Here is a 13645-nt window from a genome sequence, read left to right as displayed (position 1 = left end):
ACATAAAACGGAGCCGCGGTTATCATGGGCGTGCTCCTCGCGAGCGATGGCTGATTCTTAGCCATCGCTCTTTCTTTTGTGCGCCCGTTTTTTGCGGGCCTGTCATGGTGTCTTACTTTGAAACCACACAGCGTCTTTCGTTTGTTGCAATTGGTGCCAGAGCCCTTGCCGACTTTCCGTGCCGATGTTGCCACCCTGTTTGGGAAGTACCTGCCGCGCCACGGCGTGGTCTGCGATATCGTCGGTAAGGCCGGCGAGGGGGCATTGCCCGATGGCGCGTATGCGAGCCAGGCGCGGCCGGCCGTGCAGTCCAGCCGTGTGCGCCAGGAATGGGCATTCTTCAAGCTCTGCCTGTGGCGCGTTGGCAGCGCCCGCAGGGGTCAGTGCGACCTGATACAGGTGCGCGACATGGTGTCGATCGGCTTGCTCTCCATGTTGCTTGCGCGCTGCAAGGGTATTCCGTTTGCGTACTGGGTATCATTTCTGATGAGCGAGGGGCGTATCGCGCGCGCGCGCGCGGAAATTGCCGCAGGCGGCGGGCGCCGCTACCATGTTGTCTTGCTCAAGGGATTGATCGAGCGTTTCCTGCTGTACAAGGTCGTGCTCAAGGGCGCGAACCACGTCTTCGTGCAAAGCGAAGCCATGAAGGCCCTGATGGTGGAACGTGGCATTCCGGCGGAAAAGCTGACGGCCGTGCCGATGGGGGTCGACATGGAAATCCTGCACGCCGATGCGATCGCGCCCCTGCGCCTGGCTGGCTGGGAAGATGTTCCCGTGCTGGCCTACCTGGGCACGCTTGATCGTTCGCGTGAGCTGGGCATGCTGCTCGAGGCCCTGCAGGTGTTGCGCCGCAATCATCCCTCCGCGCGCCTGTTGCTAATCGGTGCTTCGCCGACCGCCGCCGATGTGCCAGCGCTGCTGGCCCATGCCTGCCGGCTGGGCCTTGCCGATGCCGTGCACGTGACAGGCTGGCTGCCATCGTTGCAGGCGCTGTCACTGTTGCGCGGCGCCGATGTGGCGCTGTCTTATGTGCCACGCGGTGCGCTGTTCGACTACAGTTCGCCGACCAAGCTGCTCGAATACCTGGCGCTGGGCATGCCGAGCGTCGGCAACGATAGCCCGGATCAGGAAAATGTGCTGTGCGCCAGCGCTGCGGGATGGCTGAGCGTCAGCAGCGCCGATGCGATGGCCGCGCAAATGGGCGCCATTCTTGCTGACTTGCCAGCAGCGCGCTTGCGCGCAGCCAGTGGCCCGGCCTACATCGACGCGCAGCGCAGTTACCGCGTGCTGGCGCAGCACTTGTCGTTTACCTACAAGGAAACAATTGCCAAAAATTCATAATATGTAGTAATTCTGTGCACCGCAGCAAAACGGTGGACGATGTCGTTATGCTATGTGATAATGTTTTTTTGAAAGTGTTTCTCTCATGATTCAAATTATCCTTTCCCAAGCTGGCGGTTATCAGGACGTTATTGCTTATCTGCAGCAACAGGGCGCCCAGGTCTGTAATGTGGGGCCGGAGCGGGTCCGCGGCTCATCGTTTCGCGGAAAACTGTCCATCCTGGCAGCCATGGTCTCGCCCAAGCTGTGGGGCGTGCGCAAACTGTGGGGCAAGGACGATGTTGTGCTGCTGCTAGGCTGGCAAGCGCTGCCGATCCTGGCGATGATACGCTGCGGCCTGGTACGGCGTCCGCGCAAGCTACTGGTGATGGCGTGTTTCGTCCATTCCATGCGGGCGCGCCGCTGTATCAACTTGGTCTGGCGTGCCTTGCGTTTTCCCGGCATGGGTTTCATCGCCTTCTCGAAAGGCGAGGGCGATAATCTGATCCAGGCGGTCGGCATGGCGCCGCAAGATGTGCATCTCCACCAGTGGCGGCAGGAACTCTACGGTTTTGGCGGCGCCGGCGCGGTGGTTGAAGGTGATTACGTTTTTGCCGGCGGCTATTCCAACCGCGACTACGACTTGCTGCTGCAGGCCATGGCGGGCGTCGATGCGCCGCTGGTAGTCGTGGCTACGGAACGCAATCATGTCGTCGTGCCAGCGCAGAGTCGCGTGACGCTGCACTTGGATTTGCCGGAGGCCCAGTTCGAGAGTCTGCTGGCCGCTAGCCGCGTGGTAGCCATGCCCTTGAAAGGTCAGGGCGAAGCGTGCGGACAAAGCGTGCTGTTGCGCGTGTTGCGCAATCGCAAACCGCTGGTGGCGACGCGCCATGAGGCGATCGAAGCATATCTGGGCAGCGACTACCCGGGCTTCGTGCCGCACGATGATGTCGAGGCCATGCGCGCCACGCTCGCACGCGCCATTGCCGATGGCGCCTTCCGCCAGGTACTCAGCGACGCCATCATGCAGGCAGAACGCCGCCTGGCCCATAGTGGCAGCCCAGGTGAAGAAATTCACCGTTTCCTGCTGCTCTGATGGCCAGGTACCCTTTCCTACAGGAAGTCCCGTTGCGGAGGCCACTGTGACTATGTCTTCGATCAAGAACGAATTGCGTTTTGGTATGCGGGCGATGTTGCGCGATAATTTTCTGTTGCAGCGTGCCATGGACCGCCTGGCGGCACATGAACGCATGAGCGTGGATGAGTTGGCGTACTATTCCCAGTTGCGCCTGCATGCCAGCATGCAGCACGCGATACGCACGCTGCCCCATTACGCGACGATGCCGACAGGTTTTACGCCCGCACAGGCGGCACAAGTGTTGCGCGAGGATTTCCCCGTGATCGATAAAGCGACCCTGCTTGGGCACCGCGCCGCGTTGTACCCGCATCAAGGGCGCAAGCGGCCGTGGCAGGCGGCGGGGCAGACCAGTGGCACTACCGGGACGCCGTTGACGATTTTTCGCAGCATGCAGTCGGTGTTGATGGAAAACGCCTTCATCCAGCGCCACTGGAGCTGGTCCGGTTACACGCCAAAGATGACGCGCGCCACCTTGCGCGGCGACATGATTGCCGGGATTAACCAGAGCACGCCGCCGTTCTGGTTCTGGAACCGCTACAACCGCCAGTTGCTGTTGTCGTCGCGCCATCTGACCGAAGCGCATGCCGACGCCATCATCGACCGCCTGGAACAGGCTGCGCCGGCCATGTTGCAAGCCTATCCATCGACGGCCTATACCCTTGCCGGCTTGTTGCAGCGGCGCGGCCTGCGGCTATCCATTCCCTATGTGTTTACGGCATCCGAACCCTTGTATCCGCACCAGCGGGCGCTGATAGTCGAGCGGCTGGGTGCGACCATCATGGATATGTATGGCATGGCCGAGCGCGTGGCCTTCGCCACCGAATGCGAACATGGCAATATGCATGTGAACAGCGATTATTCCCATGTTGAAATCGTCGACGAACACGGCGCCGCGACGGCTGGCGAGGGCTTCGTGGTGGGAACCACTTACCATAACCTGGCGATGCCGCTGCTGCGTTACCGGCTCAGCGACCGCAGCCGCTGGAAGCCTGGCCGTTGCGATTGCGGCAGGCCATTTCCCATGATCGAGCCCGTTACCGGTAAATTCGAGGACAACATCACCGGCAGCGGCGGCGCCGTCATCAGCCCATCGGTCCTGACGTTCGCTTTCAAGGGTGTCGACAACATCCTCAAGTCGCAGGTGGCGCAAGTGGGTGCAACGCGCTGGGAAGTGCGCCTGTTGCCGGGACCCGCCTTTTCCGATATCGACAAGTTCAAGCTACTCGATAATATACATACCATGGTCGACTCCGGCGTCAGCGTGGAAGTGGTGCTGAAAGATGCCTTGCCAAATACGGCGGCGGGGAAATTCCGTTGGGTGGTCAATGAGACGAGTGCCCAAACGAACGGCTAACGCATGGCGGCATGGCCGCGTGCGGTAGCGCCCCGCCTGTTGGCGGCAGATGGACAAACTACCTGATTCGACATGAAAAAAATTCTGATGGTCGGCACTAGCTTGGGCACCATGGGCGGCATTGCTTCCGTGGCGCGCGTGTATGAGGGCACGGGCCTGTTCGAACGCTATCGCGTGCATTACCTGGCCACGCATTGTGATGGCGGGCCCTTGGCCAAGTTGCGCATCATGTTCTGTGCCTATGCGCGCTTCCTGGCCATGCTGCTGACAGGGCAGGTGGGCCTGATCCATGTGCACGTCTCCTCGCACGCCAGCTTCTGGCGCAAGTCGGGATTTTTCCTGCTCGCTTTCTTGTGTCGCGTTCCCAGTATCCTGCACTTGCATGGCGGCGGCTTTGCCGTCTTTTATGAGCAGCAGTGCGGTCCGTTGCGACGCGCCTATATCCGCTACATCTTCAATCATGCATCGCGCGTCCTGGTGCTGTCGAGCGGCTGGCGGGCCTGGGTAGGCGGCATCAGCCGCAATCCCCATGTCGAGACCATGTTCAATCCGGTGTCGCTGCCGCCCGCTGTCGCACCATGGCCTTCGCGGGAGGCTGGAAGTGTGTTGTTCCTCGGTAAGTTAGGCAAGGCCAAGGGGGTAGATGACCTGTTGCAGGCATGTGCCAAGCTGACGCAGCGTTGCCCATCGCTGCACCTGGCGCTGGGTGGTGATGGCGACCGTAGCGCCGTGCAGCGACAGGTCGATGCGCTGGGGGTGAGACGGCACGTCGAATTGCTAGGCTGGGTGCAGGGCGAGCAAAAGATGCGCCTGCTCAATAGTTGCCGCATCTACGTCTTGCCCTCGTATTTTGAAGGCTTGCCGATGAGTATACTGGAGGCGATGGCTTGTGGCGTGCCGGTGATTGCCACGGCCGTCGGAGGCATTCCCGAAGCAATACAAGATGGCGTGGAAGGTTATTTGCTCGCTCCCGGCGATGTCGAGGGACTTGCGGAGCGGATCGAACGGCTCTTGTCCGACGATGCGCTGGCGCAAAGAATGGGTGCCGCGGGGCGTAGCAAGGTAGAGCGTCAGTTTTCCACTGCGGCGGTCATGCCGCGTCTGGAACAAATTTATGCAGACTTGGGTTTGAGTGCCGTATGACAACTTTAGCGTGGAAAATTAATCGTTTGAAACTGATGGGCGCGCCTGAAATCGTTTGGCGCGTGCAACAGTTGTTGCAGAAAAAAGCTAGCAAGTTTGGCATCGGCTTGGTAAGCAGCGTGCCGTCACCGGATGTGACGCACATGGGACTGCCCTTCCTGGCCGGCGACGGGCAGGATGCCGATATCGCCGCCCTGCGCGCCGCGGCCGATGCTATTCTGGCAGGCCGCTGGAACGTGTTTGCCATGCGCGGCGCGGCGCTGGGTTTTCCGCCTCAATGGAACCGCGATCCCAAGACGGGCACGCTGGCGCCGCTGACCTTGGGCAAGCAGATCGACTATCGTAGCGAAAGCGTGGTGGGCGACATCAAGTACCTGTGGGAACCGAACCGTCATCTGGAACTGGTCGCGCTGGCGCAGGCCTGGAAAGTGACGGGCGAGGCGCGCTATGTGCAGGGTGCCCGCAGCTTGCTGCTGTCGTGGTTCGAGCAATGTCCCTACCCCATGGGCGTGCATTGGACCAGCTCGCTTGAGCTGGCTCTGCGCCTGTTGAACTGGGCATGCGCCTGGGAATTGCTCGGTGGCCTGGCGTCGCCGCTGTTCCAGGGCGAGGCAGGGCAGCGTTTCTTGCAGCAGTGGCTCGCGACCATCTACCAGCATGCTCACTTTATCGCCGCGTATTTTTCGCGCCATTCCTCGGCCAACAATCATCTGTTTGGCGAATATATGGGCTTGTTTGTCGCCAGCCTGGTCTGGCCTTGCTGGCCGGAAAGTGGGAAATGGCAGGCGCTGGCGCGCAGGGGGCTGGAAGAGGAGGCGCTCAAGCAAAATACGCCGGACGGCGTGAACCGCGAGCAAGCCGTCTACTATCAGCATGAAGTCATGGACATGATGATACTGTGCCAGTTGATCGGGCAGGCCAACGGCGTGGGCTTTTCCGCCGCGTTTCTGCAGCGGCTGGAGCGGCTGGCCGACTTCATCTCCGCGTTAATGGACGTGGATGGCAACATGCCGATGACGGGCGACGCGGACGATGCGCAAATGGTGCGCCTTGCGCACGAGGCAGGCTGGAATCCCTACCGCTCGCTGCTGGCCAGCTGCGCCGTCTTGTTTGGCCGCGCCGACTTCAAGCGCAAGGCTGGGCACTTCGATGACAAGAACCGCTGGCTGTTTGGCGTCGCGGGCTTGCAACAGTGGCAGGCGCTCGATGTCAGTGCACCAGAGGCGCCCGTGCTGGCCTTTCCTGAGGGCGGTTACTTTCTATTGGGTAGCCATTTCGGCACGTCGGATGAGGTGCGCCTGGTGGCCGACTGCGCGCCGCTCGGCTATCTGTCCATCGCTGCGCACGGCCATGCCGATGCGCTGGCGTTTACCCTCTCGGTGGGAGGGGAAGAACTGCTGGTCGATCCCGGCACCTATGCCTATCACACGCAAAAAAAGTGGCGCGACCATTTTCGCGGCACGGCGGCGCACAACACGGTCTGCGTGGATGGCCTCGACCAGTCTGAAATCGGCGGCAATTTCATGTGGTTGAAAAAAGCCAATGCGCGCATGATTGCCCATGAAACAAATTCTGATGTGCAAGTGTTTGAGGGCGAACACGATGGCTATGGCCGCCTGGCCGATCCCGTGCTGCACCGGCGTCGTATCGAGTTCAACTTTAATAAGAAACACATTATTGTAAAAGACACATTACAATGTACAAATATACATGATATTGCCGTGCATTGGCACTTCGGCGAGAGCTGTGATGTGAGCCTAGTTGATGGGCAGGTGCAGGTGCAGGGGCAGCGCAATGGCTTGCGCATGATGTGCACGCACGGTATCCCGGAAGTGTTGCGCGGTAGTGACACCCCGCCCGGTGGCTGGATCTCGCGTCGCTTCGACGAGAAATCGCCCATTGCCAGCGTTGCCTGGCGCGTGCAGGTGCATGGCACAACTGAAATCGTGACGCAAATCGAGCTGATGCCGTTTGCGTCGCCAGCTAATTAATGAGGGAGCATAATTTGAAAATCAGTATTTTTGGCCTCGGCTACGTGGGTGCGGTCTCGGCCGGTTGCCTAGCAACGGATGGACACGAAGTCATCGGCGTCGATCCGAACAGGACCAAGGTGGAACTGATCAACCAGGGCACCACGCCCATCATTGAAAAAGACATCGGCGAGATGATCGCCGCCACCGTGAAGAGCGGCCACTTGCGCGCCACGTTTGACGTGCGCGACGCCGTCTTCGGCTCGGACATGTCGCTCATCTGCGTGGGCACGCCGTCGCAGCTCAATGGCAACCTGGACCTGAGCCACGTGCGCAAGGTGTGCCAGGAAATCGGCGCCGCCATCCGTGAAAAAGACAGCTTCCACGTCGTCGTGGCGCGCTCGACCATGCTGCCCGGGTCCATGCGCTCGCTCGTCATCCCGACCCTGGAAGCGGCCTCGGGCAAGGTGGCCGGCGTCGACTTTGGCGTGTGCAACAATCCGGAATTCCTGCGCGAAGGCACGGCAGTTTACGATTACTACAATCCGCCGAAGACCGTCATCGGCGAATCCGATGAAAAGGCTGGCGCGCTGCTGGTGCAGCTGTATGAAAAGATGGACGCGCCGCTGGTGCGCACGGACGTGGAAACGGCCGAGATGGTCAAGTACACGGACAATACCTGGCATGCCGTCAAGGTGGCGTTCGCCAATGAAATCGGCAACATCTGCAAGGCCGTCGGCATCGATGGCCACACGGTGATGGAAATTTTCTGCCAGGACACCAAACTGAACCTGTCGCCGTACTACATGAAGCCGGGCTTTGCCTTCGGCGGCTCGTGCCTGCCGAAAGACGTGCGCGCGCTGACCTACAAGGCGCGCAGCCTGGACCTCGATTTGCCGCTGCTCAATTCCATCCTGCCATCGAACCAGAAGCAAGTGGATAAAGGCATCAAGATGATCGTTGACAAGGGCGCGCGCAAGGTGGGCATCCTGGGCTTCTCGTTCAAGGCCGGCACGGACGACCTGCGCGAGTCGCCGCTGGTCGATGTCATCGAGTATCTGCTGGGCAAGGGCTACGAACTGAAGCTGTACGACAAGAATGTCAACCTGGCCGCCTTGACGGGCGCCAACCAGGATTACATCCTGAACATGATTCCGCATATTTCCAAGCTGATGGTGGACAACATGCAGGATGTGCTCGATTTTGCCGACACCATCGTCATCGGCAATGGCGCGGCCGAATTCAAGAGCGTGCCGGGCAGCCTGAAGCCGCACCAGCATATCGTCGATCTGGTGCGCATCAGCAAGGAACAAAGTGGAGAACAATATGACGGCATCTGCTGGTAACACCGTGGCAGGCCAGCCGCGTCGCGTGCTGATCCTGGTGGAAAACCTGCCGTCGCCGTTCGACCGGCGCGTGTGGCAGGAAGCGACCACCTTGCATGCGAACGGTTATGAAGTGTCGATCATCTGCCCGACGGGCAAGGGCTACGAGTCGCGCTACGAAGCCATCGACGGCATCCATATCTACCGCTACAACCTCCCGCTGGAAGCGGAAGGGGCGAAGGGCTACCTGGTCGAATATTCGCTGGCGCTGTTCCACACTTTCCGCCTGGCGTGGAAAGTGCATTTCGCGCGCGGCTTCGACGTCATTCACGCCTGCAACCCGCCCGACCTGCTGTTCCTCATCGGCGGCTTCTTCAAGCTGACGATGGGCAAGCGTTTCCTGTTCGACCACCACGACATCAATCCGGAACTGTACGAAGCCAAATTCGGCCGGCGCGATTTCTTCTACAAACTGATGGTGCTGTTCGAACGCTGGTCGTTCCAGAGCGCCGACGTGTCGATCGCCACCAACGAGTCGTACAAGAAGATTGCCATCGAGCGTGGCGGCATGAAGCCCGAAGATGTCTACGTGGTGCGCAGCGGTCCCAAGCTGGACCGCTTGCGCGTGCTGCCGCCCGTGCCGGAACTCAAGAAGGGCCGCACTTACTTGGTTGGCTATGTGGGCGTGATGGGGGCGCAGGAAGGCATCGATCTGCTGCTGCAGGCGGCGCAATACATCGTGCAGACCCTGAAGCGCGAGGATGTGCAGTTCGGCCTGGTGGGCGGCGGCACGTCGCTGGAACAGATGAAGCAGATGGCGCAGGACATGGGCATCGCCGACTACGTGACATTTACCGGGCGCGTGCCGGACCAGCAATTGCTGGAAATGCTCAACACGTCCGATGTGTGCGTGAACCCGGACGTGGCCAACGACATGAACGACAAGTCGACCATGAACAAGATCATGGAATATATGGCGCTTGGCAAGCCGATCGTGCAGTTCGACCTGGTCGAGGGCAAGGTATCGGCGCAGCAGGCATCCTTGTATGCCTTGAAGAACGATCCCATCGACATGGCGCGCAAGATCGTCGAATTGCTCGACGATCCCGCCCGCCGCGAGCAGATGGGCGCGTTTGGCCGCCATCGCGTGATCAACGAGCTGGAGTGGGAATATGAAGCGCCCAAGCTGCTGGCCGCGTACGCGCGCCTGTTTCCCGCCGCCGCTCCCGCCGCTCCCGTGACCTTGAGCAAGGATGGCCGCTGAAGTGCGCCGCCTGACCAGCCATCCCCAATCCTGATGGAGCTGTGACGATGAAAGCAATGATTTTAGCGGCAGGCAAGGGTACGCGCGTGCGGCCCCTGACCTATGATTTACCCAAGCCGATGATCCCGATCCTGGGCAAGCCCGTGATGGCTTACCTGGTGGAGCACCTGGCGCAGCATGGCGTGACCGACATCATGGTCAACGTCAGCTATCTGCATGAAAAGATCGAGGAATATTTCGGCGAGGGCCACCAGTTCGGCGTGCGCATCGGCTATTCCTTCGAAGGCTATACGAATGACGCTGGCGAGGTCGTGCCTCAACCGCTCGGTTCGGCCGGCGGCATGAAGAAGATCCAGGAGTTTGGCGGCTTTTTTGACGACACGACGATCGTGCTGTGCGGCGATGCCTTGATCGACCTGGACCTGGAAGCGGCCCTGCGCGAGCACCGCCGTGTCGGCGCGCTGGCGTCCGTCATCACCCTGGAAGTGCCGTGGGACAAGGTGTCAAGCTATGGCGTGGTGGTCAGCGACGACGACGGGCGCATCCGCGCCTTCCAGGAAAAGCCGGCGCAGGCCGACGCGCTGTCCAATTGCGTCAGCACCGGCATCTATCTGTTCGAGCCGGAAGTGCTGGACCTGATTCCCTGCGACCGCCCCTTCGATATCGGCTCGGAACTGTTTCCCCTGCTTGTGGCGCAAGGCTTGCCCTTCTATGCGCAAAAGCGCCAGTACAACTGGATCGATATCGGCAGCGTCAAGGATTACTGGGAAGTGCTGCAAAGCGTGCTGATGGGTGAGGTGGCCCAGTTGCACGTGCCGGGCACGCAGATTGCCGATGGGGTATGGGCTGGCTTGAATACCCGCATCGACTGGAGTGGCGGCACACGCATCGAGGGGCCCGTCTACATCGGTTCGGGCTGCCGCATCGAGGCGGGCGCGACCATAATCGGCCCCAGCTGGATAGGCCACGGCAGCCATGTCTGCGCCGGTGCCGAGGTGGTGCGCAGCGTGCTGTTCGAATACACGCGCGTTCTGCCTGGCGTGGTGCTTGATGAAATGATCGTCTTCAAGGATTATAGTGTCGACCGTGCCGGCCAGATGCGCCATGTTTCCGACTATGAGAAAGATGCCTGGGGCAATGCGCGCGACCGGCGCAGCCTGCGCCGCGATGAAACACCGCCGGCCCTGTATGCTGCCCAATAAACTGTTTTTGAAATGAAACCATGAAAATTTATCCAGTCATCCTGTCCGGCGGTTCGGGCACCCGTTTATGGCCGCTGTCGCGCGCCGTGCTGCCCAAGCAGTTGTTGCCGCTGGTAACGGACAAGACCATGCTGCAGGAAACGGCGCTGCGCGTGACCAGCTTGCCCAACCGCCGTGCCGGCGATAGCGGACTGGCCGATTTCGAGGTCATGCCGCCGCTGGTGGTGTGCGGCAATGAGCACCGCTTCATGGTGGCCGAGCAGCTGCGCGAGATCGGCTTGCCGCCGCTGGGCATTTTGCTCGAGCCCGTGGGACGCAACACGGCGCCGGCCGTGGCCGTGGCCGCGCAATACCTGCTGGCCATCGATCCGCAGGCGCTGATGCTGGTCTTGCCGGCCGACCATGTCATTACCGACGTGGCTGCGTTTCACCAGTCTATCGCCCAGGCGGCGCTGCTGGCGGCCGACGGCGCGCTGGCCACCTTCGGCATCGTGCCGACGGCGCCGGAAACGGGCTATGGTTATATCCGCAGCGGCGCGCCAGTGAGCGCTGGCGCTGCGGGCTGCAAGGTCGAGCGTTTCGTGGAAAAGCCGGACCTGGCCACGGCGCAGTCGTTCCTGGCCGCCGGTAATTATTTCTGGAACAGCGGCATGTTCATGTTCCGTGCCGAACGCTATCTGGGCGAGCTGGGGCAATTCCAGCCCGCCATGCTGGCCGCCTGCGAAACGGCCGTGCGCGACGGTTACCGCGACCTCGATTTCTGCCGCCTGGAAGAGAAGGCTTTCGCCGCCTGCCCATCCGATTCGATCGACTATGCTGTCATGGAACATACGGCGCATGCGGTGGTGCTGCCGGCCGCCATCGGCTGGAGCGATGTCGGTTCCTGGTCGGCCCTGTGGGAAGTACAGCAGGGTGATGCCAACGGCAATGTGGTGCGCGGCGACGTGTATCTCGATGGCGTGAGCAATTGCCTGGTGCGCGCCGAGCGCCGCATGGTGGCCGTGCTGGGCGTGCAGGACTTGATCGTGGTGGAAACGGACGACGCCGTCCTGGTGGCGCACAAGGACCAGGTACAGCGCGTGAAACAGGTGGTCGATCACTTGAAGCAGGCAGGGCGCAGCGAACATGTGCAGCACCGCAAGGTGTACCGCCCGTGGGGCAGCTATGAAGGCATCGATATCGGCGAGCGTTTCCAGGTCAAGCGTATCACGGTCAATCCGGGCGGCAAGCTGTCGCTACAGATGCACCACCACCGCGCCGAGCACTGGGTGGTGGTCAGCGGCACGGCCAGCGTCACCTGCGGCGAGAAGGTGACCTTGCTGACGGAAAACGAATCGACCTACATTCCCATCGGCATGACCCACCGCCTGGAAAACCCGGGCAAGCTACCGCTGCATTTGATCGAAGTGCAGTCGGGCAGCTACCTGGGCGAAGACGATATTGTGCGCCTGGAGGATGTGTACCAGCGCGTCTGATGCCGGCCTGGTCGTTGGCGCAGCGTCCTTAATCGTCAACCGGCGCTGGATGCATGACATCTGGAATGCAGTCGCTCTTGATGATTTTTCCAGGGTTTCCTGCAACGATAGAGTAGGGCGGGATGTTTTCATTCACGACGCTGCCGCCAGCAATACGGCTACCGCGCCCAATCGTGATACCGCCCGTAATGATTGCATGTGGTCCTACCCACACTTCATCCTCCAGTATCGGGTAGCCTGTCACGCGCGTTCCGTCGGCGCTAATGCGATCGCGCCGCCCAAGCGTTACGCCATGGAATAATGTAACATTTCTGCCTATGGTTGCCCCTGGACTCATGACCATGCCCCATCCATGCGTGAGCGCGAAACCGGCGCCAATTTTTGTCTGCCATGGAAAATCCACGCCGGCCATTGATGCGGCGCATCGATGTAGTAGTTTGCAGACCGGCAACAGCAGCTTCCCTGCGCCTTTCGTATTGCGCGCCGCCTGGCACAGGCGGGCCGTGGCCACCACCCGGAATGATCTATTGCGTATCGCCGCCTGGAGCGTCAACAGCGCGCTGCTGCGGCCATATTGACGGTAAGTATCCGCCTTCAATTCCATCCATGCCGACATGCGCGCTCCACTGCGTTAAAAACAGGTTAACAAAACTTTAATAATTGTAACCGTATCCCTACAATGGCGGTAGTCGAAAAGCATTTTAAGTGTTTAAAAATAATGCCATAAGGAAATTATTAATTAGAGATAGTGCAACATAAAAAATTACTTTATGCTATGATTCTTCCCGGTTTGATAAGATAAATTCATGTGGATGCAGTGTCATCCGCAATCACGTTCGGTGGAATCGCATGAAGAAAAATACTTGCTCGGCGCTTGCAGCCCTGGCGTTTGCTGGTTCAGTTTTATTCTCGCAGGCAGCTTTTGCGGCTCCCGTGGACATCAGTTCCGTGCCAGGCGCCGTGAAGCTGGCTGCTGGCGGTTCGCTGACGTTCAGCGACAAATTCAAGAATAATCAAAAAAGCAATTTTTTCAATGACCTGTTCACGTTCGATGTGGCGCATGCCAGCGATCTGAACCTGGTGTTGACGTCGCGCAGCAGCAGCGCCACGAATGGTTTGAAACTGACGGGTTTTGGCTTGTACAGCAGCGTCACCAATAATCTGATGTTGGGTGGTAATCAGTTGCTGAGTGGCATAGACGATAAGTGGACTTTGTCGTACAGCAATTTGGCTGCAGGCTCCTATTACCTGAAAGTTAGTGGCGATGTCGTTTCCGGCACCGGTGGCGCCTTCAGCGGCAATGGCAGTCTGGTATCGGCCGTGCCGGAGCCAGGCACTTATGCCATGTTGCTCGCTGGCTTGGGGCTGTTGGGTTTCATGGCGCGTCGCCGCCAGAAAAACGGCTGAATCCTCCCCAGCACTGCCTGTCCGCAGTGTCGTTCGCATTTTATCCC

The 13645-nt window shown here is 60.1% G+C and carries 11 protein-coding genes; 10 read left to right on the top strand and 1 reads right to left on the bottom strand.

The window, feature by feature from the left end; all coding sequences use genetic code 11:
* Positions 1–117: 117 nt before the first annotated feature.
* The 9 genes from ACQ4WP_RS02005 (at position 118) to ACQ4WP_RS01965 (ending at position 12191) form a co-directional block, all read left to right on the top strand.
* Complete coding sequence (locus ACQ4WP_RS02005; protein WP_436518437.1) at positions 118–1341, top strand: glycosyltransferase; 1224 nt, start codon at positions 118–120, stop codon at positions 1339–1341.
* An 85-nt stretch (positions 1342–1426) separates the two neighbouring features.
* Positions 1427–2416, top strand: a complete 990-nt coding sequence (locus ACQ4WP_RS02000; RefSeq protein ID WP_436518436.1) for a glycosyltransferase family protein — start codon at positions 1427–1429, stop codon at positions 2414–2416.
* Positions 2417–2468: 52 nt separating this feature from the next.
* Positions 2469–3812 (top strand): phenylacetate--CoA ligase family protein, encoded by a 1344-nt coding sequence (locus tag ACQ4WP_RS01995; RefSeq protein WP_495542763.1) that lies wholly within the window; start codon positions 2469–2471, stop codon positions 3810–3812.
* Between the two features lie 72 nt (positions 3813–3884).
* A complete protein-coding gene (locus ACQ4WP_RS01990) occupies positions 3885–4955 on the top strand; it encodes a glycosyltransferase family 4 protein (protein ID WP_436518434.1) in 1071 nt (356 codons plus the stop codon).
* The gene (locus ACQ4WP_RS01985; protein WP_436518433.1) at positions 4952–6946 is read left to right on the top strand and encodes a heparinase II/III family protein; all 1995 of its coding nucleotides are present in this window, start codon (positions 4952–4954) and stop codon (positions 6944–6946) included. The genes ACQ4WP_RS01990 and ACQ4WP_RS01985 overlap by 4 nt, the downstream gene beginning before the upstream one ends.
* Before the next feature lie 14 nt (positions 6947–6960).
* A complete protein-coding gene (locus ACQ4WP_RS01980) occupies positions 6961–8271 on the top strand; it encodes a nucleotide sugar dehydrogenase (RefSeq protein WP_436518432.1) in 1311 nt (436 codons plus the stop codon).
* The gene (locus ACQ4WP_RS01975) at positions 8252–9514 is read left to right on the top strand and encodes a glycosyltransferase family 4 protein (protein WP_436518431.1); all 1263 of its coding nucleotides are present in this window, start codon (positions 8252–8254) and stop codon (positions 9512–9514) included. The genes ACQ4WP_RS01980 and ACQ4WP_RS01975 overlap by 20 nt, the downstream gene beginning before the upstream one ends.
* A 47-nt stretch (positions 9515–9561) precedes the next feature.
* On the top strand, positions 9562–10716 hold the full coding sequence (locus tag ACQ4WP_RS01970) for a nucleotidyltransferase family protein (RefSeq protein WP_436518430.1): 1155 nt from the start codon (positions 9562–9564) through the stop codon (positions 10714–10716).
* A gap of 20 nt (positions 10717–10736) precedes the next feature.
* Positions 10737–12191 carry a mannose-1-phosphate guanylyltransferase/mannose-6-phosphate isomerase gene (locus tag ACQ4WP_RS01965; RefSeq protein WP_436518429.1) on the top strand — a complete coding sequence of 485 codons (1455 nt, stop codon included), beginning with the start codon at positions 10737–10739 and terminating at the stop codon, positions 12189–12191.
* 28 nt (positions 12192–12219) lie between these two features.
* Here ACQ4WP_RS01965 and ACQ4WP_RS01960 read toward each other — a convergent pair whose 3' ends face one another.
* Positions 12220–12807 (bottom strand): serine O-acetyltransferase, encoded by a 588-nt coding sequence (locus tag ACQ4WP_RS01960; RefSeq protein ID WP_436518428.1) that lies wholly within the window; start codon positions 12805–12807, stop codon positions 12220–12222.
* Positions 12808–13040: 233 nt separating this feature from the next.
* Here ACQ4WP_RS01960 and ACQ4WP_RS01955 point away from each other — a divergent pair, with 233 nt between their 5' ends.
* On the top strand, positions 13041–13598 hold the full coding sequence (locus ACQ4WP_RS01955) for an FxDxF family PEP-CTERM protein (RefSeq protein WP_436518427.1): 558 nt from the start codon (positions 13041–13043) through the stop codon (positions 13596–13598).
* Positions 13599–13645: the final 47 nt, after the last annotated feature.

Source organism: Janthinobacterium lyxosi, from assembly GCF_051380665.1.
Classification (GTDB): Bacteria; Pseudomonadota; Gammaproteobacteria; order Burkholderiales; family Burkholderiaceae_D; genus Janthinobacterium.
Note: the sequence above shows the minus strand (reverse complement) of the source record. Positions and strands in the feature narration are given on the sequence as shown.